Genomic DNA, 23,639 nt, shown 5'->3' on the forward strand with positions numbered 1-23,639 from the left:
GCTGCCGGGCCCGGCTCAGGCTCAGTTCTTCACATAGCCCTGGGTCAGGCAGGCCCCGCTGTAGGCCCAGGTCAGGCGCTCACCGGCAACAGTCGGCGTCAGCGTGCAGGTCTCGGTGGCCAGGATGCCCTTGGCGGCGTTCGGCGTGGCGACCAGCGCAGCCGTGGTGGCGGTGATGGCCACGTTGTTCACGATGCCCGACGTCGAGGTGAAGCCCGAGGGAATGCCGGCCTCGCCGAGCACATCGCAGCTGGCGAGCGCACCCTCGGTCTGGAAGCACTCGGTCACGCCCAGCTTGTAGGGCTCCATCGCGGCGATGACTTCGCTGTAGGCGGCGCGCTTGATGTAGTTCTGGTAGGCCGGCAGGGCGACGGCCGCCAGGATGCCGATGATCGCGACGACGATCATCAGCTCGATCAGCGTGAAGCCCTTCTGGGCACGACGGGCGAGGCGGCGGCGGGTGGTGGTCATGGCAGGACTCCGGTCAGGCGTTGAAGGCAGGGGGTGGGGCGGAAGGGGTAGGCCGGAGGGCGAACCGTCCACCGGTGCCAGGGATTCCGCAGACGCCGTGCCTGACAGGAAATGTCAGTTCGCAGCCGCCGGAACGTGGCCGATGCCACGAAGCCCCCGGGCGGACCGGGCGGCGCGGGGGCAGGCGGTCGGGCCGGGCTGACACAAAACGTCAGCCCGCCGACGCGCAAGGTCAGTAATCGGTCTCGGCCTGGGGGTCCTGCGCCTCCAGCTCGTAGCTGGCGGCCAGCATGGCCAGGCGACCGATCACGCCATACATGTAGAAGCGGTTCGGTGCGCTGGCACCCGGCTTCTCGCCCGGGCGTGGCAGGTGGTGGCTCTCGGCGAAGGCCAGGGGCACGAACTGCGCACCGGGGGCGTTCAGGTTCTCGTCGATGCCGCGGTCGGCATGCACGCGGTAGAAGCCGCCGACCACATAGCGGTCCATCATGTAGACGACCGGCTCGGCCACCGCGTCGTTCATGCGCTCGTAGGTCGGCACGCCCTCCTGGATGATGACCTCGTTGACCTCCTGGCCGTCCTTGATGACGCTCATCTTGTTCTTGGTGCGGCGGTTCAGGTCGGCCAGCTCCTTGGCGTCGCGCACGGTCATGATGCCCATGCCGTAGGTGCCGTTGTCGGCCTTGACGACGACAAAGGGCTTTTCCTGAATGCCGTACTCCTTGTACTTGCGACGCACCTTGCCGATGAGGGTGTCGACATGGGTCTGCAGGCAGTCCTGGCCCTCGCCGGACTGGAAGTCCACCTTGCCGCAGCGGCCGAACATCGGGTTGATCAGCCAGGGGTCCATCCCCAGCAGCTTGGCGAACTTCTTGGCGACTTCCTCGTAGGCGTCGAAGTGCTGGCTCTTGCGCCGCACGGCCCAGCCGGCATGCAGCGGCGGCAGCAGGTACTGCTCGTGCAGGTTCTCCAGCACGGCCGGGATGCCGGCCGAAAGGTCGTTGTTCAGCAGGATGGTGCAGGGGTCGAAGTCCTTGAGCCCCAGACGGCGCTTGCCGCGGATCAGCGGCTCGACGCTCAGCTCGCTGCCGTCGGGCAGGGGGAGCGTGGTCGGGGCGGTGACATTCGGATCCAGGGAACCCAGCCGCACGTTCAGGCCGGCCTGCGTGAAGATCTGCACCAGCCGCTGGACATTGGTCAGGTAGAAGCTGTTGCGGGTGTGGTTCTCGGGGACCAGCAGCAGGTTCTTGGCCTCGGGGCAGATCTTCTCGATCGCGGCCATCGCGGCCTGCACGGCCAGCGGCAGCATCTGCGGCGTGAGGTTGTTCCAGCCGCCGGGAAAAAGATTGGTGTCGACCGGGGCCAGCTTGAAGCCCGCATTGCGCACGTCCACCGAGGTGTAGAAGGGCGGCGTGTGTTCCATCCACTCCAGGCGGAACCAGCGCTCGATCGCCGGCATGGATTCCAGGATGCGCTGTTCGAGCTCGTTGATCGGGCCGTTGAGCGCGGTGATGAGGTGCGGAACCATGGTGGGCGGGCCCGGGAGGGCGTCAGAAGAAGGGGAAATTCTAGGCAGCGCCCGCAACGGCCCTGCGCCGGGCAAGGGCAGGCCGGCCGCGCCCCGGCCGGCTGGACCCTTCGAAGGTGTGGCAGCTGCCGCCAAAGACAAGGGGCTGCCCGAAGGCAGCCCCTTGCTGAGTCCTCGTGCGGCGGGATCCGGCCCGCGGGCGCGGATCCCCCGTCGCAGCGATTACTTGTTGTAGGCCGTCTCGCCGTGCGAGCTGATGTCGAGGCCTTCGCGCTCTTCCTCTTCGCTGACCCGCAGGCCGATGATCAGGTCGACCAGCTTGAAGGCGATGAAGGAGACGACACCCGACAGCACGATGGTGTAGAGCACGCCCTCGGCCTGGATCAGCACCTGGGCACCGATGCCCGGGTAGCCGCCGCAGGTGTTGGCCACGTAGTCGCAGATGCCGGTGCCGCCGAGGTCCGGCGAGGCGAAGACGCCGGTCAGCAGCGCGCCGACGATGCCACCCACGCCGTGGACGCCGAAGACGTCCAGTGAGTCGTCCGCACCGAGCAGCTTCTTCAGGCCGCTCACGCCCCACAGGCAGATCAGGCCGGAGATCAGGCCGAGGATCAGCGCACCGCCGACACCGACGAAGCCGCAGGCCGGGGTGATGGCCACCAGACCGGCCACCGCACCCGAGGCACCGCCCAGCATCGAGGCCTTGCCCTTGAGCAGCGCTTCACCGGCGATCCAGCTCAGCGTCGCCGCAGCGGTCGCGACCACAGTGTTGATGAAGGCCAGGGCCGAGATACCGTTGGCTTCCAGGTTGGAGCCGGCGTTGAAGCCGAACCAGCCCACCCACAGCAGAGAGGCACCGACCATGGTCAGGGTCAGGCTGTGCGGGGCCATGGCTTCCTTGCCGTAGCCGATGCGCTTGCCGACCACGTAGGCACCCACCAGACCGGCAACCGCCGCGTTGATGTGCACCACGGTGCCGCCCGCGAAGTCGAGGGCGCCCTTCTGCCACAGCGCGCCAGCGGCGGCCGTGACGGTCTCCAGGGTCTCGGCGCTGGTGATCGCATCCGGACCATCCCAGTACCAGACCATGTGCGCCATCGGCAGGTAGCTGAAGGTGAACCACAGCACCGAGAAGAGCAGCACGGCCGAGAACTTGATGCGTTCGGCGAAGGCGCCAATGATCAGCGCGGTCGTGATCGCGGCGAAGGTGCCCTGGAAGGCGACGAAGGTCAGCTCGGGGATGTAGACGCCCTTGCTGAAGGTCGCACCCAGCGACTCGGGCGTCACGCCGGCCAGCAGCACCTTCGAGAGGCTGCCGAAGTACGGCGTGCCCGCAGTGAAGGCGACCGAGTAGCCGTAGACGACCCACAGCACCGAGATCAGCGCGAAGATCACGAGGACCTGCATCAGCACCGACAGCATGTTCTTGCTGCGGACCAGGCCGCCGTAGAACAGGGCCAGACCGGGCAGGGTCATGAGGATGACGAGGACGGTGGCCATCGTCATGAAGGCGGTGTCGCCCTTGTCCGGCACGGGGGCCGGCGCGGCCGCTTCGGCCGAAGCGGCTTCGGCCACCGCTTCAACGACGGCCGAAGCCGCCTCGACGACCGCCGGGGCGGACGCCGGGTCCTGGGCATGGCCCACCCCGGCAAAGCCGAGGAGCGCCATGCCCAAGGCACACAGAGCAATCAATTTGCGCATGGTTGTCTTCTTCCTGGGTTCTGGGTCACGGGCGCTCAGAGCGCATCCTTGCCGGTCTCGCCGGTACGGATGCGCACGACCTGTTCGAGGGACGACACGAAGATCTTCCCGTCGCCGATCTTGCCCGTGCGGGCCGAGGTCTCGATCGCTTCGATCACGCGGTCGACGATGGCGTCGTCCACGGCCGCCTCGATCTTGACCTTCGGCAGAAAGTCCACGACGTACTCCGCACCGCGGTACAGCTCGGTGTGGCCCTTCTGGCGGCCGAAGCCCTTGACTTCGGTCACCGTGATGCCCTGCACGCCAATGGCGCTGAGGGCTTCACGCACTTCGTCGAGCTTGAAGGGCTTGACGACGGCGGTCACCATCTTCATGTCGGTCTCCTCAAGAAGGAAAGACTCAGAACGTCTTGGCCAGCGACAGGACCGCGGTGCTGCCGCTGATCTTGGTGCCGCCCACGCCGGCGTAGTCGCGGTTGGTGTCGATGTACGACAGGCCGGCGACGAAGCCGTTCGGGAAGCTGTAGGTCACGCCGAGCTTCCAGTCCACATAGCTGGAGGTGACGGTGCCGTCGATCTCGGTCAGCTTGGCGGCGCCCTTGAGCTTCTGGTAGCCGACGTGGGCGACCAGGCCGAAGCCCATGCCCAGGTCATGCGAACCCGACAGGTCCAGGTAGTAGGAGCCAGCGGCGTTCTTGGCGCCCGGGCCGGCGAGGTCCTCAACGCTGAAGAAGTCGCTGATCGGGTAGTAGACCTTGGCGCTCAGGGTGCCGTAGCTGGCCCCGGCGTAGAGCTCGAAGTTCTTGATCTTCGGGCGGCCGGTGCGGTCGCTGTTCGGGTAGTAGTAGTAGAGGCCGCCGAAGTCCAGGCTGATGTCACCAACTGCGGTCTTGTAGCCGCCGTAGAAGTCCATCTCAAGATTGGACCCGTTGAAGAACTCGCTGTCGATGTTCGAGTTCCAGTTGCCGACGTAGAAGCCCGAGCTGTGGGCGATGTCGAAGCCACCCTGGAAGGCCGGCTTCTTGTCGGTCTGCGAGATGCCGCGGAACCGGTAGTCCGAGAACAGGCCCGCGTTGCCGGTGATCGTCCAGTCGGACTTGGCTTCCTCGGCAGCGAAGGTGCCGAAGGACGCAGCGGCCAGGACGGCGGCAAGGGCGATGGCGTTCAGTTTCATGCGAGTGGGCTCCGTTGATTGGTTCGTAGGTTCAGCAGCGAACTGCTTTGTGGCTGTCTGCATGAGGCGTGCCAACGCCCTGTTGCTGCGCGACCCGGGCGTCGACTGGGACAGGAAGGCGTCGGCACGCCCCAAGGACGGGCTGAAACGCGCTGACGGCAAGCTGTCGCACCAATATCGTGCAATCTCGTCACCCGCGAGCGGGATCGTGGCCCACGGCCGGGCCACGCACCATGTCGACCATGCGCCTCGCCACCGTTCACAGCCGCGCCCTGGATGGGCTGCAGGCCCCGGAAGTCACGGTCGAGGTGCATCTGGCCAACGGCCTGCCGGCCTTCACCCTGGTCGGTCTGGCCGACACCGAGGTCAAGGAAGCCCGCGAACGGGTCCGCGCCGCGCTGCAGACCAGCGGCCTGAACTTCCCGGCCAACCAGCGCGTCACGGTCAACCTGGCCCCGGCCGACCTGCCGAAGGAAGGCGGCCGCTTCGACCTGCCGATCGCCCTGGGCGTGCTGGCCGCCAGCGGCCAGATCGATCCGGCCGCGCTGCAGGGCTGGGCCTGCGCGGGCGAGCTTTCGCTGGCCGGCGAACTGCGGCCGGTGCGCGGTGCCCTGGCCTTGGCCCTCGCCCTGCGCCGCGAGGGCAGCGCCCAGGGCCTGATCCTGCCGCGCCGCAGCGCCGAGGAAGCTGCCCGCGTGCCGGGACTGCGGGTCTGCGCGGCCGACCACCTGCTCGACGTGGTCCGTGCCTGCCTGCCCGGCGAGGCCGCACACGCCCTGCCTCGGGCCACCGCACCGGCGCGGGCCGAAACCGGTCCCGGCCCCGAGCTGCGCGATGTGAAGGGCCAGACCGCGGCGAAGCGCGCGCTGGAGATTGCCGCAGCCGGCGGCCACAGCCTGCTGCTGGTCGGCCCACCGGGCAGCGGCAAATCCATGCTGGCCCAGCGCCTGCCGGGCCTGCTGCCGCCGCTGGACGAGGCGGCAGCGCTGGAATCGGCGGCCGTGTTGAGCCTGGCCGGCCTGTTCGTGCCCGAACGCTTCGGTGAGCGCGTGCTGCGCGCACCGCACCACGGCGCCAGCGCGGCGGCCCTGGTGGGCGGGGGCGCCCCGCCGCGGCCGGGCGAAATCTCGCTGGCCCACGAGGGCCTGCTCTTTCTCGACGAGCTGCCGGAGTTCCCCCGCCCGGCGCTGGAGGCGCTGCGCGAGCCGCTGGAGACGGGCCGGATCGCGATCGCCCGGGCCCTGCGACGCGTGCAGTTCCCGGCGCGCTTCCAGCTGATCGCGGCCATGAATCCCTGCCCCTGCGGTCTGGCCGGCGACCGCCGCGGCCGGTGCCGCTGCACCCCCGAAACGGTCGCCCGCTACCAGGGCCGGCTCAGCGGGCCGCTGCTGGACCGGCTGGACCTTCAGGTCGAGGTACCGGCCCTGCCGCCCGAGACCCTGCTGGCCACCCCGGCTGGCGAATCGAGCGCGCAAGTGGCCGCACGGGTGGCCGCCGCCCAGGCCCGGCAGAAGGCGCGGCAGGGCCTGCTCAACAGCCGGCTGGAAGCCGGGGCGCTGGAAGCCGCCTGCGCGCGCCGGCCGGCCGCGGTGGATGCCCTGCTGCAGCAGGCGGGAAGCCGGCTCGGCTGGTCGGCCCGCAGCCACCACCGCGTGCTGCGGGTGGCGCTGACGGTGGCCGACCTGGACGGCCGCGAGATCCTGCAGGCCGGCGACGTCGCGGAGGCCATCCAGCTGCGCCGCGTGCTGGGCCCGGGCGGCTGAGGGCGCGCGGGCCGGGGCCCCGGCGACCGCTCAGCGGCCGCTCGAGCGCTGGCTCAGCGGCGGACCAGGCGGCCGTCGCGGATTTCCAGGACGTCGCCAACCGCCCAATCGGGCTCGCTGGCCTGCTCGAAGCTGCGACGCCCCCCCTCGGGCAGGCGCACCTCGGTGACCCAGACGGTCTTCTTCTTCAGGTGCTTCTCCAGCTCCCGGCCGGCGAAGCCCCCGGCCACGGCACCGCCGACGGTCGCCACCGACCGGCCGCTGCCCCCGCCGACCTGGTTGCCGAGCAGACCACCGACCACGGCACCGCCGATCGCGCCCAGCGCGCTGGGGTCGCCCTTGCGCTGTTCACTGCGCACCTCGATCACCCGCGCGCAGTCGCTGCACAGCGCGGGGGCTGCCGATGGCGTGGCATCGGCCGGCACGGCCGGCGCCGCGACCTCGGGCGCGGGGTGGACCGCCACAGGCTTGGGCGCCTCGGCCTGGGCCACCTTCACCGGCGCGGGGCGCGCCTGAGCCGCCTTCTCGACGGGCGCCGGCTTGCGCGCGGCGGGCGGTGGCGTGACCGGCGACGGTTCGACGGTCTCGACCATTGCGGGCTCGGCCGGCACGGCTTCGGCGACGACGGCCGGGGCCGGCGAGGCAAGCGGCGGATCGTCCGCCGCGATGACGGCGCGCAAGCCGAGGGCGGCCGCCACGATCAGGCCGCCGCCGACCAGGCCGGTCACGAAACTGCTGCGGTGCATGCGCGGCTGGGCCGCGTCGGGAAGGGGGATCGACATGGGTTCTCCTCGGTCGGGCGACGGGGCCGATCCGGGTGGATCGGCATGCCCTTCGCCGCAGGGCGGCCTGCCTGCGACCCGGAAAGCCTCGGTCGGTTCAAGCCGCCCCGGGATGCAACGCAGCCGCCGGCACGGCGGTGCACCGGCGGCGGCCGGGGTTCAGAGCAGCGGCGACAGCGCGCGGCGGGCCGCGTCCTCGTCGAGCGCATTGCGACGCGCCCAGTCGGCGAGCTGGTCCTCGCCGACCTTGCCGACATTGAAGTAGGCCGCTTCGGGATGGGCGATGTAGAAGCCGCTGACCGCCGAGGCCGGCGTCATGGCCAGGTGCTCGGTCAGGCCCATGCCGATGTCCTGCGCGGCCAGCAGCTCGAACATCGCCCGCTTGACGGTGTGGTCCGGGCAGGCCGGGTAGCCGGGCGCGGGGCGGATGCCCTGGTACTGCTCGGCGATCAGCGCCTCGTTGCTGAGCTGCTCCGCCGCGGCGTAGCCCCAGAACTCGGTGCGCACGCGCTGGTGCAGGCGCTCGGCGAAGGCTTCGGCCAGGCGGTCGGCGATGGCCTTGATCATGATCGCGCTGTAATCGTCATGGTCGGCCTCGAAGGCGCGGGCCTTCTCGTCGGCCCCGAAGATGCCGACGGCGAACATCCCCGCATAGTCCTTGGCCGCGCCGGCCGGCGCGACGAAGTCCGACAGGCAGCGGTTGGGCCGCGCGACGCCGTCGACCACCGGCCGCTCGCTCTGCATGCGCAGGCCATGCCAGACCAGCGCCGGCTTGCGGCGTGACTCGTCGGCGTAGAAGGCGATGTCATCGTCCTCCACCTGCTGGGCCGCGTACAGGCCGACCACGCCGTGGGCCTGCAGCCAGCGGCCGTCGATCGCGCGCTTGAGCATGCGCTTGCCGTCGCTGAAGACGCGCTGCGCCTCCGCGCCGACCACCTCGTCCTTGAGGATGGCCGGGAAGGGGCCGGCCAGGTCCCAGGTCTGGAAGAAGGGGCCCCAGTCGATGCAGGCGGCCAGCTCGTTCAGGTCGACATTGCGGAACACGCGGCGGCCCAGGAAGCTCGGCACCGTCGGCTGCCAGGCCGACCAGTCGATCGGCGTCTTGTTCGCGCGGGCCTGGGCCAGCGTGACCATCGGCGTGGCCTTCTTGTTGGCATGCTGCTCGCGGACCTTGTCGTAATCGCGGTTCAGCTCGGCGATGAAGGCCTTGGCGCGCTCGTCGCTCAGCAGTTCGGCGCAGACGCCGACGCTGCGCGAGGCATCGGGCACGTAGACGACCGGGCCGGTGTACTTGGGCGCGATCTTCACCGCGGTGTGCACGCGGCTGCAGGTCGCGCCGCCGATCAGCAGCGGCGTGCCGCGCGCGCGGAACCAGTCGTCGCGCTCCATCTCGGCGGCCACATGCTGCATCTCCTCCAGGCTGGGCGTGATCAGGCCGGACAGGCCGATGATGTCCGCGCCCTCCTCCTTCGCCTTCTTCAGGATGTCCTGGCAGGGGACCATGACCCCCATGTTCACGACCTCGAAGTTGTTGCACTGCAGGACCACCGTGACGATGTTCTTGCCGATGTCGTGCACATCGCCCTTGACGGTGGCGATGACGATCTTGCCCTTGGGCTTGGCCTCGCCGCCGGCATCGATCAGGGCCTTCTTCTCGGCCTCGATGTAGGGCAGCAGATGGGCCACCGCCTGCTTCATCACCCGCGCGCTCTTGACCACCTGGGGCAGGAACATCTTGCCCTGGCCGAACAGGTCGCCGACCACGTTCATGCCGGCCATCAGCGGACCTTCGATCACGTGCAGCGGCCGGCCGCCGCGGGCGGCGATCTGCTGCCAGACCGTCTCGGTGTCCTCGACGATGAACTCGTTGATGCCGTGCACCAGGGCATGGCTCAGGCGCTCCTCGATCGGCAGTGCGCGCCAGGCGTTGCGGGCGCTGTCGTCCTTGCCGGCGCTCTTCGCGCGGTCGGCGATCTCGATCAGGCGCTCGCCGGCATCCTTGCGCCGATTGAGCACCACATCCTCCACCCGCTCGCGCAGCTCGGCATCGAGGTCGTCGTACACGCCCACCATGCCGGCGTTGACGATGCCCATGTCCATGCCGGCCTGGATCGCGTGGTACAGGAAGACGGTGTGGATGGCCTCGCGCACCGGGTCGTTGCCGCGGAAGCTGAAGCTCACGTTGGACACGCCGCCGCTCACCTTGGCCCCGGGCAGGTTCTGCTTGATCCAGCGGGTGGCCTCGATGAAGTCGACGGCGTAGTTGTCGTGCTCCTCGATGCCGGTGGCGATGGCGAAGATGTTGGGGTCGAAGACGATGTCCTCGGGCGGGAAGCCCAGCTCCTCGACCAGGATCCGGTAGGCGCGCGCGCAGATCTCGGTCTTGCGGGCGTAGGTGTCGGCCTGGCCCTGCTCGTCGAAGGCCATGACCACGGTGGCCGCGCCGTAGCGCTTGATCAGGGTGGCCTGGCGCCGGAATTCGGCCTCGCCTTCCTTGAGGCTGATCGAGTTGACGATGCCCTTGCCCTGGATGCAGCGCAGGCCGGCTTCGATCACGCTCCACTTGGAGCTGTCGATCATGATCGGCACCTTGGCGATCTCGGGCTCGCCGGCGATCAGGTTCAGGAAGCGCACCATGGCGGCCTGGCTGTCCAGCATGGCCTCGTCCATGTTGATGTCGATGACCTGGGCGCCGTTCTCGACCTGCTGGCGGGCCACGGCCAGGGCGTCCTCGTAGCGGCCTTCCAGGATCATCCGGGCGAAGGCCTTGGAGCCGGTCACGTTGGTGCGCTCGCCGATGTTGACGAAGAGCGAACCGCGGTCGATGGCCACCGGCTCCAGGCCGGACAGGCGCATCGGGGGGACGGACGGGGTGGAGGCGTGGGGGGCAGTCATGGCGCGGCTTGGTCGTTCACAAGCGAGCGCCGTTGCCGGGGCCGGGGCCGCAAGACCCCCGCCTGCCCGAGCCTGGCGACCCTCCGGACGGGGCCGTCGCAACGCTCCTCGAGCCCTTCAAGTTTAGCGGCCGGCCACCCGCCGGCCGGCCGCGCTCAGGCGAAGAGCGGCAGGGTCTCGAAGCGCCCGCGCAACACCGCCCCCGCGTCAGCGCCGAGCCAGCCTTCGATCACGCTGGCGTAGACGCGCCGGAAGTCGGTGGTGTGGATCAGGTTGTCGCCCGCATCCAGGGCCGTGAGGCTGGGCGGCTGGCCGTGGTGGCCGCCGCGCACCCCGCGGCCGATCAGGTACATCTGGTTGGCCGTGCCGTGGTCGGTGCCCAGGCTGGTGTTCTCCGGCACGCGGCGGCCGAACTCGGAGAAGACCAGCAGCATCACCTCGTCGGCGCGGCCGATGCGCTCCAGGTCGCGCTGGAAGCCGGCGATCGCGTCGGCCGTGTAGGTCAGCAGGCGCTGGTGCAGCTCGGCCTGCTGCACATGGGTGTCGAAGGCGTTGTGGCGGTAGGCGGTGTAGTACAGCCGGGTCGGCAGGCCGGCGTCGATCATCGCGGCGATCTTCGGCAGGTCCAGCGGCACGATGCCGTAGTCCACCGGCGACTTGTAGCGGGCCCAGGCTTCGCGCACGCGCTGCGAGCTGTCGCGGGCCGAGACCGCCACCTCGCGCATGAAGCGCAGGGCGGGCGGGTCCTCGGGCGCCGGCGGCACGGCGGCGTCCAGCAGCGGCCGGGTCTCGTGCAGGCCCTTGCGGACGAAGCGCCGCGGGTCGTCGAAGCCCAGGGCCAGGTGGCGGCGCGCGCGCACGGCCAGGGACTGCACCTCGTCGACATTGACCAGGAAGCCCGGCGTGGCGGCCGGGTCCATGGCATCGGCCAGGCGTCCGACCCAGCCGCTGTCCTCGCCGGCATTCGGGGCGCCGGTGTGCCAGTAGGCCATCGAGGTGAAGTGCGAGAAGGACGGCTGCGCATAGCCGCAGCCATGCACGATGGCCATCTTGCCGTCCTTGTAGAGCCGCTCGAAGCCGGCCAGGCCGGGGTTGAAGCCGAAGTGGTCGTCGATGCGCCGCAGCTTCTCGGGACGGATGCCCAGGCGGGGCCGGTGGCGGTAGTAGGCGTCGTCGCCGTAGGGCACGAGGGTGTTGAGCCCGTCGTTGCCGCCGGACAGCTCCAGCACGACGAGGATGCGCGGCCGGCCCCCGGGGGCGGCCGGCGCGGCCGCCACGGCGCGCTGCAAGGCGCCGGGCAGGCTCATCGCCAGACCCGCTTGCAGGAGGGCGCGGCGCGGCAGGCCGCAGGGGGCGTGGGAAACAGGCTTCATGGCAGGGGCGGCGTCAGCCGAGCTGGTATTCGGGCAAGGCCAGGATCAGGTGCAGGGTCTGGCGCAGCGGCTGCTCCAGGTAGCTGCGGGCGGGGGCGAGGTCCTCGGTGCCGAGCTGGCCGCGCAGGAAGTCGATCAGGCCGGCCCGCGAGGCCGGCGACACCGGCCCCACGACGAAGCGGCGCAGCAGGGCGTCGACCGCCTCGGCCGCCGTGCGCGCACCGGCCGCCTGCACCAGGCCGGCCAGGTCCAGGCGGGCGGTGGTGCGCGGGATGGGCTTGACCCGCTCGATCGCCATCTGCCAGCCGCGGTAGCTGGCCAGGCGGGTGTTGAAGTCCTCGTCGCGGTCGGCCAGCTGCATGGACTGCGAGCCCAGCTCCTGCCCGTCCAGGCGGGTGGCCTCGCTGACGTTCTGGCCCAGGGCCAGCTTCTCGCCGACTTCCTGGATCTTGTATTCCTTGGTCGGGTAGCGGTCGGGCGGCAGGAAGGTGATCTCGGGGTTCAGCAGCTCGTAGGCGAAGTTCGCCCGCGCCATCAGCAGGCCCGGCGTGATCCAGGCCCGGCCCGGTGCCCAGCCCGCCACCGTCGGCGGGTAGAAGAGCTTCTGGCCCAGGACCTCGGTGACCTGGTTGAAATCCGGCACGCCGGGCATCTGGGTGAGGCCGGCCAGGCGGTAGGTGCCGACGACCAGCTCCACCGGCGGACGGATGCGGCTGGCCCGCGAGGGCGCGCTGTAGAAGTCGCGCGAGAGGAAGAGCGTCTCCAGGAAATCGGCCAGGTCGTAGCCGCTGTCGCGCAGGCGCTGGCCCAGCGCGCGGCGCAGGGCGGGCGAAGCCTCGTCGCGCACGAAATAGGCGTGCAGCTTGCCCGCCAGGTACTCGGCGCAGGCCGGCTGGGCCAGCAGGATGTCGATCACGTCCTCGCCGCCGAAGCGGCCCTCGCGTCCGAACAGGCGCTTGACGCCGTCGTCGTGCCGGGCCGGGTCGATCGCGAAGCGCAGGCCCTGCGCGTTCCAGCCGGTGAAGGCGCGCGCCGCCTCGCGGATGTCGGCCTCGCTGTAGTGGCCGACGCCGAGGGTGAACATCTCCATGATTTCGCGCGCGAAGTTCTCGTTCGGCGCGCCCTTCACGTTCACCCCGGCGTCCAGGTAGGCCAGCATGGCCGGGTCCTGGGCGATGCCGAGCATCAGCTCGCGGAAGCGGCCGTTGCCCTTCTCGCGCAGCAGCTGGTTCTGGCGCGCCATCTTGCGCACGTCACGCACCTTCTCCTCGCTGGTCGCGAAGTGGCCATGCCAGAACAGCGCCATCTTTTCCTGCAGCGGCCGTGGCGTGACCAGCATGCGGCCAGCCCACCAGTAGGCCAGGCGATGGGTTTCCAGGCGGCTGGCGCGCAGCCAGTAGAAGAAGGTGTCGGTGACCGGCTGCAGGCGGCGGCTGCCGGCTGGCTTGACGGCCACGCCCAGGGCCTGGCCCTCGCGCTTGGCGGCCTCGGTCGCGGCGGGACGCGAGGGCGGGAAGCGGTCCAGGTCGGGCTCGGGCAGCTCGGACGCGTCGAAGGGCTGGAAGTCCTCCGGCACCGTCTGCCAGCGCACCAGGCGGCGCACGGCCTCCTGCGGGCCCAGGCGGACGGTGGCCTCGATCTCCTCGGGCCGGCCGCCGAAGCCGGCCCGCTGCAGCAGGTGGGCGGCCGCGGCGGCATCCCACTGCGCCGCAGGGAGGGGCCGAAGGTCATCCAGACCTTCGGAGGATGGGGCCGCCTGGACCAGGCTGGCCAGCAGGCCGAGCAGCAGGGCAAGCCGTCGGGGCGCGAGGAGGGCAGGCATGGGGAACAGGCGCGGGGGCGACGTCAGGGAGAAGGCCTGCATGCTGGCAGGCTCCGGCGCGGGGAGGGGTCCAGAAAATCTGGATTCCCGGCCGGGCGGGCGCGGCGCAGGCAAGTTGCCCGTCGGCTTGCAGGGCCCGGCCTCCCGGGGTGCAATGGGGCCATGCGCTTGCACCCGCACCCCCTTGTGCCCGTCGACCACCCGCGGCGCCGGGCGCTGCAAGCCGCCGCCTCGGGCCTGCTGCTGGCCGGCTGCGCGGGACTGCCAGGCTCGCCGGGCCGACCGGCTTCCGGCCTGTCACCCGCCCTGGCGGCTCAGCAGCAGCGTCTGGCCGATGCCCTGGCGGGCACCCCGGTGCAGGTGCAGGCACGCGGTCCGGTGCTGCGCGTTCGCGTGCCTTTGCGCCATGCCCATGCCCCGGGCCAGACCGCGGTGAAGCCGCCGCTGCAGGCGGTGCTCGAACAGCTGGCGATCGGCTTCAAGCCGCATGCCGCGGTCAGCGAGGTGCTGGTGCGGGCACCGGCCGACGCCGGCTTGCGCGGGACCGCGGCCGCCAGCCAGGCGGCCGAGCGGGTCGAGCGGATCCGGGAGCAGCTGCTGCGACGCGGCATCGAGTCCGGCCGGGTGCGGGCCGCCGGAGCGGCCGAGGGCGAGGCCGTCGAACTGCTGCTGCGCGACCGGCCCTGAGGCTCCCGCCCCGGGGCCGGGCCGCGATCAGACGCCGTCACCCAGGCCGCTCAGCCAGCCGCTGCGCCGGGCACGCGGCTGGTAGGCGCTCACGCGCTTGGCGATCTCGGCGATGTGCTCCGGGGTCGTGCCGCAGCAGCCGCCGGCGATGTTCAGGAAGCCCGCCTGCGCAAAGCCCTCGACCATGCGGCCCGTGACCTCCGGCGTCTCGTCGAAGCCGGTGTCGCTCATGGGATTGGGCAGGCCAGCGTTCGGGTAGCAGGACAGGTAGACATCGGGCGCGGCCTTGTGCAGCTCCTCGATGTAGGGCCGCATCAGCGCGGCACCGAGCGCGCAGTTCAGGCCGATGGCGATGGGATGCGCATGACGCACCGAATGCCAGAAGGCGGTCACCGTCTGGCCGCTGAGGATGCGGCCCGAGGCATCGGTCACCGTGCCGCTGATGATGATGGGCAGGCGTTCGCCGGTGGCTTCGAAGAGCTCGTCGATGGCGAAGATCGCGGCCTTGGCGTTCAGCGTGTCGAAGATGGTCTCGACCAGGAAGACATCCGCCCCGCCTTCCAGCAGGGCCTCGCCCTGCTCGTAATAGGCCGCGCGCAGGGTCTCGAAGTCGACGTTGCGCGCGCCCGGGTCGTTCACGTCCGGGCTGATGCTGGCGGTCTTGGGCGTGGGGCCGAAGGCGCCGGCCACGAAACGCGGCTTGTCCGGCGTGCTGAACTTGTCGCAGGCGGCGCGGGCCAGGCGGGCGCCGGCCACGTTCATCTCGCGGGCGACCGAGGCCAGGTCGTAGTCCTCCTGGGCGACGGTGGTCGCGCCGAAGGTGTTGGTCTCGATCAGGTCCGCCCCGGCGGCCAGATAGCCCTCATGGATGGCCGAGATCACGTCGGGCCGGGTGAAGACCAGCAGCTCGTTGTTGCCCTTCAGGTCCTTGGGATGGTCCTTGAAGCGCTCGCCGCGGTAGTCGGCCTCGCCCAGCTTGTAGCGCTGGATCATGGTGCCCATCGCACCGTCCAGGATGACGATGCGCTTGGCCATCTGCTCGGCCAGCGCGGCCCCGCGGGTGTAGGGGCGACGTTCGATGGGAAGGGTGGTGGGCATGTCCATGCGGTGATTGTAGAAAGCCCGCCCGGGACAACCCTGACCGCTGCCCCTTCGCGAGGCCCTCAGTGCTGCACCAGGGGCTGGCTTGGCAGGTGGGTGTAGCCGTCGAGGTAGGCCTCGATGGCTTCCTCGTCGGGCTCCGAGGCGGCCAGGGCCAGCGCGCCTTCGCGGAAGCTCTCGGCCAGCGCGCCCTCCAGGAAGAGGTCGCGGCCGGCCGTCTTGTCCAGGATCTCGAAGCTGCCGCGCTGCAGGCTGGCCGGCAGCGGGCGGCCGTCGGCATCGCGCAGCGGCGTGCCGGCCGGCGCATCGAGCGAGAGCACCACATAGCGGTCGGATTGGTAGAGCACCTGCATGGAACCTCCTGAGGCACCGGGGCGGCGCCTTGTGGACACCGGGACCAGATGCGCCCGCCCACGCAGGATTCAAGCCCGCTCCGGCCGGACCGGCCCGCGGGCCGCCGCCGGTTCAGGGGGCGGTGGCCGGCGGCTCCTCGGCCGTCTTGCGGAGCAGGTCCAGCGGATCGCCACGGCCATCGCTCAGGCGGATGCGGATCGGCAGGTGGCCATGGGCCGGGTCCAGCCAGAGCTCGGCGCGGGTGTCGTGCTCGTCCTCGGGCTCGCGCAGCAGCTTGAGGGCGCGCACGGTCTCGCCGCCGACCAGGCGCAGGTTCTCCTCGCCGAGCACGCGCAGATGCCATTCGGCCAGGTCACCACGCGCACCGACCACGTGCAGCACGAACGCGGCTTCGGGCGGCTGCGTCCAGGCGGCGGCCAGCGCGGCGATCTGCACCATCACGCTGAGCCGGTCCTGGCTGCCCGGGGGCAGGGTGTGCACCGCCGAGGGGCCGGAGAAGCTGACCTGCAGCGGCTGGCCCGGTTCGCGCCGGAAGTTGGCCGCCTGTTCCGGGCGACGCAGGCGGCGGTCGGTGAAGCGCTGCGGCGCGAGGCCGGCGGCATCGAAGCCGCCGCGGCTGACCTGGGTCAGCACCGTGCCGATCAGCGGCAGCTCGCCGCGCAGTTCCAGCGTGTAGCCCTGGGGACCGGGCGCCCAGCGCAGGCTGCCCTCGCCGACCAGGCCGCCCCGGCTGAGCCGGTAGCGCCACTGGATGGCGGGCGGGATGCGGGTCGGCGGCAGCGCCTCGGCCGCCCCGCCGGCGGCCGGGGCGGCGGCCGCGGGCCGATCCCCCCCGCCGGCCTCGGCGGAGGCCGGCGCCGCCGGACGCGGGGCCGGCTTGGGCGCGACCGGCTTGGCCGCCGCCCGTGCCGGGGCGGACGCCGCACGGGCGGCCTCGACCGGGCAGGCCGCCGAGGGCGCCGGCTCCGATGCGGCCGCCACCGGGAGGAACGCCGGCCTTTCGGGCCGCGGCGGGGCCGGTGGCGCAGCGAGCGGCGGAGCCGGCGGGGCCGGGGTCTGCAGCGCCTGCACGGCCCGCGGGGCATCGGGGGGCGGCGGGGAAACCGCCGGCGGCTCGTCCTGCGCCGCGCAAGCGCGCAGCACCAGCAGGTGCAGGACCAGCACGGCCAGGGCCAGCAGCAGCAGGCGTTGGCTCAGGGGACGCGGGGGCATGGGCCAAGTATCCGCGCCGGCCGGCCCCGCAGACGCCCGCCCGCTGGGCACAATCCCGCGCACTCTTTCCCGTTCCCGGAGCGCCACGATGGCCAGCAACGCCCCCGACTTCAGCACCATGGTCCCCGGCTTCGACTTCCTGCAGACGATGATCAAGGGCGCCAGCTCGGCGCTGCCTGGCGTCGGCCAGTGGGTCGCGCCCACGCTCGATCCGCAGGAGCTGGAGAAGCGCATCGAGGAACTGCGCACCGTGCAGTTCTGGCTTGAACAGAACGCGCGGCTGATCGGCACCACCATCCAGGCGCTGGAGGTGCAGCGCATGACGCTGTCGACCCTGAAAACGATGAATGTGCAGGTGGCCGACCTGCGCGAGGCGCTGCGGATCAAGCCGATCCCGCCGACGGCGCCGGCCGCCGCGGCAACGCCGCCAGCCGCCGAGCCCGAGGCTGCGCCGGCCAGCGAAGCCGCGCCGAAGCTGATCGACCCGACCCAGTGGTGGTCGGCCCTGACCCAGCAGTTCACCGAGATCGCGACCCAGGCCGTCAAGGATGCGGCGGTCGACCCGGCCAAGCTGATGCAGCAGGGCCTGGACGCGGCGGGCCAGACGCTGCAGGCCGGCCTGGCACCGGCCCGCGAAGCGGTCGAGGCCGTTGCCCGCAGCGCCGGGGCGCGCCGCGCCAAGGCGGGCCCGAGCAGCGCCGAGGGCGGCAGCGACGACGCGCCCGCGGCCTCCGCCCGGCCCGCGCGCAAGCCCGCCGCCAAGCGGGCCGCACCCGCCGCCGGCGACAGCCCGACGCGCCGCCGGTGAAGGCCGCCCGGCACGCCACGGCACCGGTCTTCGCGGCCGCGCACGCCAGCCACCCGGACGCTTCGATGGCCCTGGGCCTGGCCCTGGCCCAGCTGGAGGCCCAGGCCCCTGCCGCACCGACCCTGGGCTGGTGCTACCTCGCCGAAGCCCATGCCGCGCAGGCCGAGGCGGTGCTGGCCGCGCTGGCCCGGCAATGGCCGGGCGTGGCCTGGGTGGGCGCCAGCGCGGCCGGCCTGTGCGCGGGCGGCGTGGAGTATTTCGACGAGCCGGCCCTGGTCCTGATGCTCTGCGACCTGCCGCGCGCGCACTTCCGCGTCTTTTCCGGCCGCCAGCCGCTGCCGCCGGCCGAGGTCTTCCCGGCCCATGTCGCGCAGGTGCATGCCGACCCGGCAACGCCGGACCTGGACGAGCTGATCAAGGAGCTGAGCCAGCGCATGGCCAGCGGCTACCTCTTCGGCGGCCTGGCCTCGGCACGCAGCCGGGCGCTGAGCTTCGCCGACGGGGTCTGCGCCGGGGGGCTTTCGGGGGTGGCTTTCGATGCCGAGATCGCGCTGGTCTCGCGCGTCAGCCAGGGTTGCCAGCCGCTCGGCCGGATCCACCGCATCGACGAGGCCGAGCGGCAGATCGTCTACCGCCTGGACGGCGAGCCGGCCCTCGACGTGCTGCTGCGCGAGCTGGGGCTGGACGAGAACCGCCCGCGCGAGATGCTCGGCCGCCTGCGCCAGACCCTGGTCGCGCTCGGGGACGACGGCGCCCGGAGCGCACGCCGCGGCGGCCTCTTCGGCCCCGATGAGCGGGTGCGCCACCTGGTCGGCCTGGACCCGGCGCGGCGTGCGATCGCCGTGGCCGAGGCCGTCGAGCCCGGCCAGACCCTGAGCTTCTGCCGCCGCGACGCCGACGCCGCGCGGCGCGACCTGCTGCGCCTGGGGGCCGAGATCCGCAGCACGCTGGAACCCGAGGAGCTGCCGCTCGACGGGTCGCCTGCCCCGGGTGGTCGCCGCATGGTCGCTGCGCTCTACGCCAGCTGCACCGGCCGTGGCGGCGCGCATTTCGGTGCGCCCTCGGCCGAAATGGAGCTGCTGCGGCATGCGCTGGGCGGGGAGGCCGAGGCCCTGCCGCTGGCCGGCTTCTTCGCGGCCGGGGAGATCGGTCACCACCACCTCTATGGCTACACCGGGGTGCTGACGGTGTTCACGGCGCCCGCCTGAGGCCGACGCACGGCCAAGGCTTCGCACGTAAGCTCGGGGCCCCGGCCGCCCGCCCTCCAGAGCGGCCGTCTTCCTTCCGCGAGCGATCCGCATGAATGCGCCCCTCTCCGCCGCGCGGCTGCAGGCCGATCCGGCCGCCCGGCCCGACCCGGAACGGCTCCCGCCCGGTCTGGACCGCGCCGGCCGCCAGGCCCAGCTGCTGGCCCAGCTGCAGCCCCTGCTGCCGGCCCACGCCCTGCTGTGGCAGGCCGAGGACACCACGCCCTACGAGTGCGACGGCCTGACGGCCTACCGCGAGCAACCGCTGGCCGTCGCCCTGCCCGAGACCGAGGACCAGGTCGCCGCCGTGCTGCGCGCCTGCCACCTGCTGGGCGTGCCGGTGGTCGCCCGCGGCGCCGGCACCGGCCTCTCGGGCGGCGCCATGCCGCACCGCCACGGCCTGGTGCTCTCGCTGGCCAAGTTCAACCGCATCCTCAAGGTGGATCCGCAGGCCCGCACGGCCGTCGTGCAGAGCGGCGTGCGCAACCTGGCCATCAGCGAGGCCGCGGCCCCCCACGGCCTGTACTACGCGCCCGACCCGAGCAGCCAGATCGCCTGCACCATCGGCGGCAACGTGGCCGAGAACTCGGGCGGCGTGCACTGCCTGAAGTACGGCCTGACCGTGCACAACGTGCTGAAGGTGCGCGGCTACACCGTCGAGGGCGAGCCCTTCACCCTGGGGGGCGAGGCGCTGGACGCCCCCGGCCTGGACCTGCTGGCCGCCTACGTCGGCAGCGAAGGCATGCTGGGCGTGACGGTGGAGGTGACCGTCAAGCTGGTGCCCAAGCCGCAGCTGGCGCGCTGCATCATGGCCGGCTTCCCGGACGTGCAGTCGGCCGGCGCGGCGGTGGCCGCGGTGATCGGCGCCGGCATCATCCCGGCCGGCCTGGAGATGATGGACAAGCCCATGACCGCCGCGGTCGAGGACTTCGTCCACGCCGGCTACGACCTGGACGCCGCCGCCATCCTGCTGTGCGAGAGCGACGGCACGCCCGAGGAGGTCGAGGAAGAGATCGGCCGCATGAGCGAGGTGCTGCGCGGCGCCGGCGCCACGCGCATCGAGGTCAGCCAGGACGAGGCCCAGCGCCTGCGCTTCTGGAGCGGCCGCAAGAACGCCTTCCCGGCCAGCGGGCGCATCAGCCCGGACTACATGTGCATGGACTCGACCATCCCGCGCAAGCGCCTGGCCGACATCCTCACCGCCATCGCCGCGATGGAGGACAAGCACGGCCTGCGCTGCCTGAACGTCTTCCACGCCGGCGACGGCAACCTGCACCCGCTCATCCTCTTCGACGCCAACGACCCCGAGCAGCTGCACCGCGCCGAGGCCTTCGGCGCCGACATCCTGGAGACCAGCGTCGCGATGGGCGGCACCGTCACCGGCGAGCACGGCGTGGGCATCGAGAAGCTCAACTCCATGTGCGTGCAGTTCAGCCCCGAGGAGCGCGCGCAGATGCTGGCCTTCAAGGCGGCCTTCGACCCGCTGGGCCTGCTCAACCCGGGCAAGCTCATCCCCAGCCACGCCCGCTGCGCCGAGTACGGAAAGATGCACGTCAAGCGCGGCCTGCTGCCCTTCCCCGAGCTGCCGCGCTTCTGACCCGTCGCGCCGCGGCCTGCGCCCCACCCTGCCCATGCTTCCCGAGTCCACCCCCGAACTGCAGGCGCTGATCGAGCGCATCCGCGCGGCCAGCGCCGCCGGCACGCCGCTGGCGATCACCGGCCACGGCAGCAAGGCCTTCCTGGGAGGGGTGCCCGAGGGCGAACCGCTCTCCACCCTGGCCCTGCAGGGCATCAGCAGCTACGAGCCGACCGAGCTGGTCGTCACCGCCCGTGCGGGCACGCCGCTGGCCGAGCTCGAAGCCACCCTGGCCGCGCAAGGCCAGTGCCTGCCCTTCGAGCCGCCACGGCTGCCCGGGGCCGATGGCCAGGCCGCCGGCACGGTGGGCGGCATGGTCGCGGCCGGTCTGGCCGGGCCGGCACGCGCCACGGCGGGCAGCGTGCGCGACTACGTGCTGGGCGCGACCGTGGTCAACGGGCGCGGCGAGCTGCTGAGCTTCGGCGGCCAGGTGATGAAGAACGTCGCCGGCTACGACCTGGCCCGGCTGCTGGCCGGCTCGATGGGCGAGCTGGGCCTGATCGCCGAGGTCTCGCTCAAGGTCCTGCCCGAGCCGCCGGCCAGCGCCACCCTGCACTTCAGCTGTGACGAGGCCACCGCCCTGGAACGCCTGAACCGCTGGGCCGGCCGGCCGCTGCCGCTGAGCGCCAGCGCCTGGTGGGCCGGCAGCCTGCTGCTGCGCCTCTCGGGCGCCCGGGCCGCGGTGGCGGCCGCCCAGGCGGCCCTGGCGGCCGAGGCGGGCGGCGAGCCGGTCGATCCGGCGCAGGCCGGACCCTTCTGGACCGGCCTGCGCGACCAGCGCGACGAGTACTTCGAGCAGGCCGACGCGGCCCTGCGCGCAGGTCGCGCCGCGCTGTGGCGGATGAGCCTGCCCTCGACCGCCGCGCCGGTCGCCGGCCTGCGCGGCGAGCAGCTGATCGAATGGGGGGGCGCGCAACGCTGGTGGCTGAGCGAGGCCCCAGCCGCCACGGTGCGGGCCGCAGCCACCCGGCTCGGCGGCCATGCGCAGCTCTGGCGCAGTGCCGATCCGGCGGTTCGCGCCGAGGCCGGCCGGGCCCCGCTCGGCCCGGTGCTCATGCGCCTGCACCGCCAGGTCAAGGCCGCCTTCGACCCGGCCGGCGTGCTCAGCCCGGGCCGGCTGATCACCGCCTGAGGCCGCAGGCGGGCCGAGCATGCTGGCCAGCGAGCGCCATCCCGACACCGACCGCCGCCTCGGCCTGCTGCTGGCCGCGGTGGCCGGTGCGGTGAATGCCGGCGGCTTCCTGGCCGTCGGCGTCTACACCTCGCACATGACCGGCATCGTCTCTTCGGTGGCCGACGAGCTGGTGCTGGGGCGCCTGGGCACGGTGGCCGCCGGCCTGGGGGCGCTGCTGGCCTTCACCGCGGGGGCGGCCTGCACGGCCTGGATGGTCGGCCACGCCCGGCTCGATCCGCGCCTGGCCACGGGCCTGCGCGGCCGGCGTTCGCCCTACCGCGGTCCGCTGCTGCTGCAGGCCGCGCTGATGCTGGTCTTCGGCCTGCTGGGTGCGCGGATCGACGGCCTGCATCCGCTGAGCGTGCCGCTGACGGTGCTGCTCCTGGCCTTCATGATGGGGCTGCAGAACGCCCTGGTCAGCAAGGTCTCGCAGTCGCAGATCCGCACCACCCACATGACGGGCGTGATCACCGACCTGGGCATCGAACTCGGCAAGCTGCTGGTCTGGCACCGCCGCGGCACGCCGGAACAGTCCAGGGTGCGCGCGAACCGCAGGCGCCTGCGGCTCCACGCCGGCCTGCTCGGCAGCTTCTTCGGCGGCGGCGTGCTCGGGGCCTGGGGCTTCGCGCGCTTCGGCTTCAGCGCCGTGCTGCCGCTGGCCCTGGGCCTGGCCTGGCTGGCGCTGGCCGCGCGTGCACCGGGCCCGCGCGAGGCGACGGCGTGAACGCACTGCGCGGCCTGGCCCTGCTGCTGCTGTTGCAGGCGGCCGGCGAGGCGCTGGTGCAGATCGCCCGCCTGGCCCTGCCCGGTCCGGTGCTGGGCCTGCTGCTGTTGCTGGCGGCGCTGCAGATCGAGGCGCTGCGGGCGCCGGTGGCCGCCATCGCGCAGCTGCTGCTGGGCCACCTCTCGCTGCTCTTCGTGCCGGTTGGCGTCGGGGTGATCACGCACCTGGAGCTGCTGGACCGCCATGGCCTGAAGCTGCTGGCGGTGATCCTGGTCTCGACCCTGCTCGGCCTGGCCGCCACCGCCGCGCTGCTGCGCGCCCTGCTGCCGGCGGCCGAGCGCGATGCCGAGCACGCCCTGCCCGCCGAGGGCGCCGCCGGCCCGCCGCCGCGCTGAGCCCGCCATGGCCGATTTCGTCCAGCTCTGGGTCTACCTGGCCTCGACGCCGCTGTTCGGCCTGACGGCGACGCTGCTGGCCTATGTGGCGGCGCAGGCGCTCTACGAGCGCAGCGGCCAGGCGCCGTGGGCGAACCCGGTGCTGCTGTCGGTGCTGCTGATCGGCAGCGTGCTGCTGGCCACCGGCACGCCCTACCCCGGCTACTTCTCGGGCGCGCAGTTCGTCCACGTGCTGCTCGGCCCGGCGGTGGTGGCCCTGGGCTGGCCGCTGTGGCTGCGCCGCGCCGAGCTGCGCCGCCGCGGCCCCGCCCTGCTGCTGGCCGCGCTGGGTGGCGGCACGGTGGCCGCGGGCAGTGCCGTGGCGATGGGGGCGGCGCTCGGCCTGCCGGGGGAGATCCTGGCCTCGCTCGCGCCCAAGTCGGTGACCGCGCCGGTGGCCATGGGCCTGGCCAGCAGCCTGGGCGGCATTCCGGCGGTGGCGGCGCTGATCGCCGTGGTCACCGGCATGGTCGGCGCGCTGCTGGCCACCCCGCTCTTCCAGGCCATGGGCCTGCGCGCGACCCCGGGCCAGCACGGCCGCTGGGCGGTGCGCGGCTTCGCGATCGGCACCGCTGCGCACGGCCTGGGCACGGCGCGCGCGCTGCAGGTCCACCCCGAGGCCGGCGCCTATGCCGGCGTCGCCCTCGGCGTACAGGTGCTGCTGGCCGCCCTGCTGATGCCGCTGCTGCTGCCCTGGGCGCTGCCCGCGCTGCAGCGCCTGTTCGGCCCCTGAGCCGGGCCAGCGCCCCGAATC

Annotated in this window: 21 protein-coding genes and 1 riboswitch; of the genes, 9 read left to right on the forward strand and 12 right to left on the reverse strand. The window is 72.3% G+C overall.

The annotated features are described in order from the left end of the window. Positions 1-21: 21 nt before the first annotated feature. The 5 genes from H4F90_RS15675 to H4F90_RS13005 form a co-directional block, all read right to left on the reverse strand. On the reverse strand, positions 22-471 hold the full coding sequence (locus H4F90_RS15675; RefSeq protein WP_182665274.1) for a pilin: 450 nt from the start codon (positions 469-471) through the stop codon (positions 22-24). Between the two features lie 232 nt (positions 472-703). Further along, the gene (gshA, locus tag H4F90_RS12990) at positions 704-1,999 is read right to left on the reverse strand and encodes a glutamate--cysteine ligase (RefSeq protein WP_182665276.1); all 1,296 of its coding nucleotides are present in this window, start codon (positions 1,997-1,999) and stop codon (positions 704-706) included. A 222-nt stretch (positions 2,000-2,221) separates the two neighbouring features. Next, a complete protein-coding gene (locus tag H4F90_RS12995; protein ID WP_182665278.1) occupies positions 2,222-3,700 on the reverse strand; it encodes an ammonium transporter in 1,479 nt (492 codons plus the stop codon). Positions 3,701-3,735: 35 nt separating this feature from the next. Beyond that, a complete protein-coding gene (locus H4F90_RS13000; protein ID WP_182665280.1) occupies positions 3,736-4,074 on the reverse strand; it encodes a P-II family nitrogen regulator in 339 nt (112 codons plus the stop codon). A gap of 25 nt (positions 4,075-4,099) precedes the next feature. Next, positions 4,100-4,873 carry a TorF family putative porin gene (locus tag H4F90_RS13005; RefSeq protein ID WP_182665282.1) on the reverse strand — a complete coding sequence of 258 codons (774 nt, stop codon included), beginning with the start codon at positions 4,871-4,873 and terminating at the stop codon, positions 4,100-4,102. A 242-nt stretch (positions 4,874-5,115) separates the two neighbouring features. Between H4F90_RS13005 and H4F90_RS13010 the strand changes: the two genes are divergently transcribed. Continuing rightward, entirely contained in the window at positions 5,116-6,636 is a 1,521-nt protein-coding gene (locus tag H4F90_RS13010; protein ID WP_182665284.1) for a YifB family Mg chelatase-like AAA ATPase, read from the forward strand. Between the two features lie 53 nt (positions 6,637-6,689). Here the strand turns inward: H4F90_RS13010 and H4F90_RS13015 are convergent, their stop codons facing one another. The 4 genes from H4F90_RS13015 to H4F90_RS13030 form a co-directional block, all read right to left on the reverse strand. Continuing rightward, complete coding sequence (locus H4F90_RS13015; RefSeq protein ID WP_182665286.1) at positions 6,690-7,418, reverse strand: glycine zipper 2TM domain-containing protein; 729 nt, start codon at positions 7,416-7,418, stop codon at positions 6,690-6,692. Between the two features lie 159 nt (positions 7,419-7,577). Beyond that, a complete protein-coding gene (gene metH / locus H4F90_RS13020; RefSeq protein ID WP_182665288.1) occupies positions 7,578-10,313 on the reverse strand; it encodes a methionine synthase in 2,736 nt (911 codons plus the stop codon). 17 nt (positions 10,314-10,330) lie between these two features. Further along, positions 10,331-10,429: riboswitch (S-adenosyl-L-homocysteine riboswitch) on the reverse strand. 39 nt (positions 10,430-10,468) lie between these two features. Continuing rightward, positions 10,469-11,686 carry a DUF1501 domain-containing protein gene (locus tag H4F90_RS13025; RefSeq protein WP_182665290.1) on the reverse strand — a complete coding sequence of 406 codons (1,218 nt, stop codon included), beginning with the start codon at positions 11,684-11,686 and terminating at the stop codon, positions 10,469-10,471. A gap of 13 nt (positions 11,687-11,699) precedes the next feature. Then, on the reverse strand, positions 11,700-13,508 hold the full coding sequence (locus H4F90_RS13030; RefSeq protein ID WP_182665291.1) for a DUF1800 domain-containing protein: 1,809 nt from the start codon (positions 13,506-13,508) through the stop codon (positions 11,700-11,702). Between the two features lie 186 nt (positions 13,509-13,694). On the opposite strand from H4F90_RS13030, the gene H4F90_RS13035 reads away from it, so the two are divergent. Beyond that, positions 13,695-14,195: a hypothetical protein gene (locus H4F90_RS13035; protein WP_182665293.1), complete on the forward strand. Its 501-nt coding sequence runs from the start codon at positions 13,695-13,697 to the stop codon at positions 14,193-14,195. Between the two features lie 27 nt (positions 14,196-14,222). On the opposite strand, the gene H4F90_RS13040 is transcribed toward H4F90_RS13035, so the two are convergent. From H4F90_RS13040 to H4F90_RS13050, 3 genes are all read right to left on the reverse strand, one after another. Further along, positions 14,223-15,293, reverse strand: coding sequence for a homocysteine S-methyltransferase family protein (locus tag H4F90_RS13040; RefSeq protein ID WP_182665482.1), 1,071 nt, complete (start codon positions 15,291-15,293; stop codon positions 14,223-14,225). A 65-nt stretch (positions 15,294-15,358) separates the two neighbouring features. After that, complete coding sequence (locus tag H4F90_RS13045; RefSeq protein WP_182665295.1) at positions 15,359-15,649, reverse strand: BTH_I0359 family protein; 291 nt, start codon at positions 15,647-15,649, stop codon at positions 15,359-15,361. A 112-nt stretch (positions 15,650-15,761) separates the two neighbouring features. Continuing rightward, positions 15,762-16,862 (reverse strand): DUF3108 domain-containing protein, encoded by a 1,101-nt coding sequence (locus H4F90_RS13050; protein ID WP_182665297.1) that lies wholly within the window; start codon positions 16,860-16,862, stop codon positions 15,762-15,764. Between the two features lie 88 nt (positions 16,863-16,950). Between H4F90_RS13050 and H4F90_RS13055 the strand changes: the two genes are divergently transcribed. The 7 genes from H4F90_RS13055 to H4F90_RS13085 all read left to right on the forward strand — a co-directional run bounded on the left by H4F90_RS13055 (position 16,951) and on the right by H4F90_RS13085 (position 23,618). Further along, positions 16,951-17,670, forward strand: a complete 720-nt coding sequence (locus tag H4F90_RS13055; RefSeq protein ID WP_182665298.1) for a PhaM family polyhydroxyalkanoate granule multifunctional regulatory protein — start codon at positions 16,951-16,953, stop codon at positions 17,668-17,670. Continuing rightward, positions 17,667-18,878: an FIST signal transduction protein gene (locus tag H4F90_RS13060; RefSeq protein ID WP_328700930.1), complete on the forward strand. Its 1,212-nt coding sequence runs from the start codon at positions 17,667-17,669 to the stop codon at positions 18,876-18,878. Before H4F90_RS13055 ends, H4F90_RS13060 begins: the two co-directional genes overlap by 4 nt. Positions 18,879-18,969: 91 nt before the next feature. Further along, positions 18,970-20,514: an FAD-linked oxidase C-terminal domain-containing protein gene (locus tag H4F90_RS13065; RefSeq protein ID WP_182665300.1), complete on the forward strand. Its 1,545-nt coding sequence runs from the start codon at positions 18,970-18,972 to the stop codon at positions 20,512-20,514. Between the two features lie 34 nt (positions 20,515-20,548). Next, the gene (gene glcE / locus H4F90_RS13070; RefSeq protein ID WP_182665302.1) at positions 20,549-21,685 is read left to right on the forward strand and encodes a glycolate oxidase subunit GlcE; all 1,137 of its coding nucleotides are present in this window, start codon (positions 20,549-20,551) and stop codon (positions 21,683-21,685) included. A gap of 19 nt (positions 21,686-21,704) precedes the next feature. Continuing rightward, the gene (locus H4F90_RS13075; RefSeq protein ID WP_182665304.1) at positions 21,705-22,451 is read left to right on the forward strand and encodes a YoaK family protein; all 747 of its coding nucleotides are present in this window, start codon (positions 21,705-21,707) and stop codon (positions 22,449-22,451) included. Then, positions 22,448-22,846 (forward strand): CidA/LrgA family protein, encoded by a 399-nt coding sequence (locus H4F90_RS13080; protein ID WP_182665306.1) that lies wholly within the window; start codon positions 22,448-22,450, stop codon positions 22,844-22,846. Before H4F90_RS13075 ends, H4F90_RS13080 begins: the two co-directional genes overlap by 4 nt. 7 nt (positions 22,847-22,853) lie before the next feature. After that, entirely contained in the window at positions 22,854-23,618 is a 765-nt protein-coding gene (locus tag H4F90_RS13085; protein ID WP_182665308.1) for an LrgB family protein, read from the forward strand. Positions 23,619-23,639 lie beyond the last annotated feature (21 nt).

Origin of the sequence: Aquariibacter albus, from assembly GCF_014145335.1 — a bacterium.
In the GTDB taxonomy this organism is placed as follows: domain Bacteria; phylum Pseudomonadota; class Gammaproteobacteria; order Burkholderiales; family Burkholderiaceae_C; genus Aquariibacter; species Aquariibacter albus.

Coding starts and splice junctions, on each gene's coding strand:
- H4F90_RS15675 (WP_182665274.1), bottom strand. CDS start 471: ATGACCACCACCCGCCGCCGCCTCGCCCGTCGTGCCCAGAAGGGCTTC.
- gshA (WP_182665276.1), bottom strand. CDS start 1,999: ATGGTTCCGCACCTCATCACCGCGCTCAACGGCCCGATCAACGAGCTC.
- H4F90_RS12995 (WP_182665278.1), bottom strand. CDS start 3,700: ATGCGCAAATTGATTGCTCTGTGTGCCTTGGGCATGGCGCTCCTCGGC.
- H4F90_RS13000 (WP_182665280.1), bottom strand. CDS start 4,074: ATGAAGATGGTGACCGCCGTCGTCAAGCCCTTCAAGCTCGACGAAGTG.
- H4F90_RS13005 (WP_182665282.1), bottom strand. CDS start 4,873: ATGAAACTGAACGCCATCGCCCTTGCCGCCGTCCTGGCCGCTGCGTCC.
- H4F90_RS13010 (WP_182665284.1), top strand. CDS start 5,116: ATGCGCCTCGCCACCGTTCACAGCCGCGCCCTGGATGGGCTGCAGGCC.
- H4F90_RS13015 (WP_182665286.1), bottom strand. CDS start 7,418: ATGTCGATCCCCCTTCCCGACGCGGCCCAGCCGCGCATGCACCGCAGC.
- metH (WP_182665288.1), bottom strand. CDS start 10,313: ATGACTGCCCCCCACGCCTCCACCCCGTCCGTCCCCCCGATGCGCCTG.
- H4F90_RS13025 (WP_182665290.1), bottom strand. CDS start 11,686: ATGAAGCCTGTTTCCCACGCCCCCTGCGGCCTGCCGCGCCGCGCCCTC.
- H4F90_RS13030 (WP_182665291.1), bottom strand. CDS start 13,508: ATGCCTGCCCTCCTCGCGCCCCGACGGCTTGCCCTGCTGCTCGGCCTG.
- H4F90_RS13040 (WP_182665482.1), bottom strand. CDS start 15,293: ATGCCCACCACCCTTCCCATCGAACGTCGCCCCTACACCCGCGGGGCC.
- H4F90_RS13045 (WP_182665295.1), bottom strand. CDS start 15,649: ATGCAGGTGCTCTACCAATCCGACCGCTATGTGGTGCTCTCGCTCGAT.
- H4F90_RS13050 (WP_182665297.1), bottom strand. CDS start 16,862: ATGCCCCCGCGTCCCCTGAGCCAACGCCTGCTGCTGCTGGCCCTGGCC.
- H4F90_RS13055 (WP_182665298.1), top strand. CDS start 16,951: ATGGCCAGCAACGCCCCCGACTTCAGCACCATGGTCCCCGGCTTCGAC.
- H4F90_RS13065 (WP_182665300.1), top strand. CDS start 18,970: ATGAATGCGCCCCTCTCCGCCGCGCGGCTGCAGGCCGATCCGGCCGCC.
- glcE (WP_182665302.1), top strand. CDS start 20,549: ATGCTTCCCGAGTCCACCCCCGAACTGCAGGCGCTGATCGAGCGCATC.
- H4F90_RS13075 (WP_182665304.1), top strand. CDS start 21,705: ATGCTGGCCAGCGAGCGCCATCCCGACACCGACCGCCGCCTCGGCCTG.
- H4F90_RS13085 (WP_182665308.1), top strand. CDS start 22,854: ATGGCCGATTTCGTCCAGCTCTGGGTCTACCTGGCCTCGACGCCGCTG.